General features: G+C 75.6%; 2 protein-coding genes and 1 pseudogene. 1 reads left to right on the forward strand and 2 read right to left on the reverse strand.

Annotation, left to right across the window (positions count from 1 at the left end):
- Nucleotides 1-97 precede the first annotated feature (97 nt).
- Nucleotides 98-1,354, reverse strand: a complete 1,257-nt coding sequence (locus ABZY57_RS32570) for a ketosynthase chain-length factor (RefSeq protein WP_356518131.1) — start codon at nucleotides 1,352-1,354, stop codon at nucleotides 98-100.
- Nucleotides 1,351-2,595, reverse strand: coding sequence for a beta-ketoacyl-[acyl-carrier-protein] synthase family protein (locus ABZY57_RS32575; RefSeq protein ID WP_356518133.1), 1,245 nt, complete (start codon nucleotides 2,593-2,595; stop codon nucleotides 1,351-1,353). Before ABZY57_RS32575 ends, ABZY57_RS32570 begins: the two co-directional genes overlap by 4 nt.
- On the opposite strand from ABZY57_RS32575, the pseudogene ABZY57_RS32580 reads away from it, so the two are divergent.
- Nucleotides 2,593-2,696: pseudogene (locus ABZY57_RS32580) on the forward strand (RNA polymerase sigma factor); the annotation flags it as partial. The gene ABZY57_RS32575 and the pseudogene ABZY57_RS32580 overlap by 3 nt on opposite strands.

Consider the following 2,696-nt stretch of genomic DNA (forward strand, 5'->3'; position numbering starts at 1 on the left):
GCGCCGCGGACCGGCGTAGCAGAGCCCCGCTCCCCCGCTCCCCAGGGCGGCCCGCTCCCCCGACGCCCGCTCCGCGCGGGCGACCGCCCCGGCCGGCTCAGGCGTCGGCCGCCCGCAACACCGCGGCCGAGTTGAAGCCGCCCCTCCCGCGCGCCAGCACCAGCACGGTCCGCAGCCCGGGCAGCTCCCGCGCCGCGCCCGTCACCAGATCCAGCGGGCAGTTCGCGGCGACCCGCCGCGTCCCGGTGGTCGGGGGCACCACCTTGTCGCGGAGCGCGAGCGCCGCCGCCGCCAGGTCCAGCGAGGAACCCCCGGCGCCCAGCCGGCCCGTCATCGACTTCGGCGCGGTCACCGGCACGCCGCACGGCCCGAACAGCGCGGCCAGTGCCTCGGCCTCGGCCCGGTCGGCGGCCCGCTCCCCGGCCCCGTCGGCGAACACCACGTCCACCTGGTCGGGGCTCACCCGGGCGTCGGCCAGCGCGAGTTCGGCCGCCTCCTTGAGCCGCTCCTCCCCCGGCCCGCCGTCGAAGGTCGCCGCGCACCCGGCCACCACGGCGTACCCGCGGACACCGCGCGCGGCGGCGGCCGCCGCGTCCTCCAGGACCAGCAGCGCGCCGCCCTCGCCCACGACGTGGCCGCAGGCGTCCGCGTCGAAGGGCCGGTAGGCCCGTGCCGGATCGGGGTCGGTGCTCAGCCGGCCGTCCGCCAGGTGCGCGGCCCAGCCCCAGGGGCACAGCGCCGAGTCGACGCCTCCGGTCACCATGAGGCCCACGCCCTTGCGGATCTCGCGCCGGGCGCGGGCGAGCGTGTCGATCCCGCCCGCCTGCTCGCTGACCATGGCGGAGCCGGGGCCGCGCAGAGCGTGCCGGATGGAGATCTCGGCGGTTCCCGCCGCGTGGAACCAGGCGAAGGACTGGTACGCGCTGACGTAGCGGGCTCCCTTGCCCCACAGGGCCTCCAGCCCTCGCTGGCCGAACTCGGTGCCGCCCGCGGAGCTGGCCGTGATCACGCCCGCCCGGTAGCCGGGCAGTGCGGCCGGGTCGGCACCCGAGTCCTCCAGGGCTTCCTTGGCCGCGACCAGGCTCAGGCGGGTGACCCGGTCGGTGGAGGGGAGCAGGCGGCTGGGGATGTGGTCCTCGTCGACGAAGCCGGGGATCTCGCCCGCGATCCGCACCGGGTAGCCGGAGGCGTCGAAGCGGGTGATCGGGCCGATGCCGCTGCGGCCCTCCAGCATGGCGCTCCACCAGGCCTCGGTACCCAGCCCGTTGGGCGCGGCCACGCCGATGCCGGTGACCAGCGCCCGGGTGCCGGGCAGGCTGCGCACGCGCCCGCTCGCGCCGTTGGGGCCGCTCATGCCGTCTCCCGCAGCCGGGGCCTGGTCAGCACGGTGGCGGCGTGGAAGCCGCCGAAGCCGCTGGCGACGCTGAGCACCGTACTGGTGCGCTGCTCGCGGGCGAACAGCGGTGTGTAGTCCAGGTCGCAGGTCGGGTCGGGCTCGTGCAGGTTGGCGGTCGGCGGAACCGTGCTGTGCTCGATGGCCAGCACGCTGGCCGCCACGTCCAGGGCGCCTGCGGCGCCGAGCGCGTGTCCGATCATCGATTTGATGGAGCTGACCGGGACGCGCCGGGCGTGGTCGCCCAGTCCCTGCTTGAAGGCGTGCGTCTCGTGCCGGTCGTTGTGCAGGGTGCCGGCCCCGTGCGCGTTGATGTAGTCCACGTCGACCGGGTTCAGGCGCGCCTCGTCGAGTGCCGCCCGGATGGCGTCGGCCATTTCCTGGCCGCCCGGCCGCAGCCCCGTCATGTGGTGCGCGCTGCTGTACGAGGCGAAGCCGGACAGCTCCGCGTACGCGTGGGCGCCCCGGCGGCGGGCGTGCTCCAGCTCCTCCAGGATCACCACGGCCGCGCCCTCGCCGAGCACGAAGCCGTCGCGGGTGCGGTCGAAGGGGCGCGAGGCGGTGCCGGCGTCCTCGTTGCGGGGGCTGGTGAGGCGGATGCGGTCGAAGCAGGCCATGGCGATGGGGGAGATCGGTGCCTCCGCCCCGCCCGTGATCATCACGTCGGCGCTGCCCTCGCGGATCAGCTCGGCGGCGTGCCCGATCGCGTCCAGGCCCGAGGTGCAGCCGCTGGAGATCAGGCTGACCGGGCCCTGCGCGCCGCTGTCGCGGGCCACTGCGGCCGCCAGCGAGCTGGGCACGAAGTAGTCGTAGAGGCACTCGGCGGCCCGGGAGTGGTCGACGGTCCACGTGCTGCCGAAGTCGCTCAGCAGTGCGTACTGCGTGGCGAGTCCGGTGGTGCAGCCCGCCGCGTTGCCCAGGCTGACCCCGGTGCGCAGCCGGTTCCCTGCGGCCAGTACGGCGTGCAGACCACTGTCGGCCACCGCCTCCCGGGCGCTGACCAGTGCGAACTGGGCGGCCCGGTCCAGGCGTTCGGTGTCGGCGAGGGTGAAGCCGTGCGCGGCGGGGTCGAAGTCGACCTCGGCGGCGATCCGCGAGCGGTAGCTGGCGGCGTCGAAGAGGGTGACGCCGCGGGTCGCGGTACGGCCCGAGGTCAGCAGGGACCAGAAGTTGGCGGTTCCGACGGCTCCGGGGGCCACCACGCCGAAGCCGTCCGCTACGAGGACACCGACTGGCGGACGATCGCCGCCCTCTACGGACGGCTCGTCCTGCTGATCCCGTCACCGGTGATCGAACTCAACCG

It is taken from the genome of Streptomyces sp. NPDC006450, from assembly GCF_040612195.1.
GTDB lineage: Bacteria > Actinomycetota > Actinomycetes > Streptomycetales > Streptomycetaceae > Streptomyces.

What these genes read in the sequence shown, in the direction of transcription:
- ABZY57_RS32570 (WP_356518131.1), bottom strand. Translation starts at nt 1,354, where the DNA reads ATGAGCGGCCCCAACGGCGCGAGCGGGCGCGTGCGCAGCCTGCCCGGC.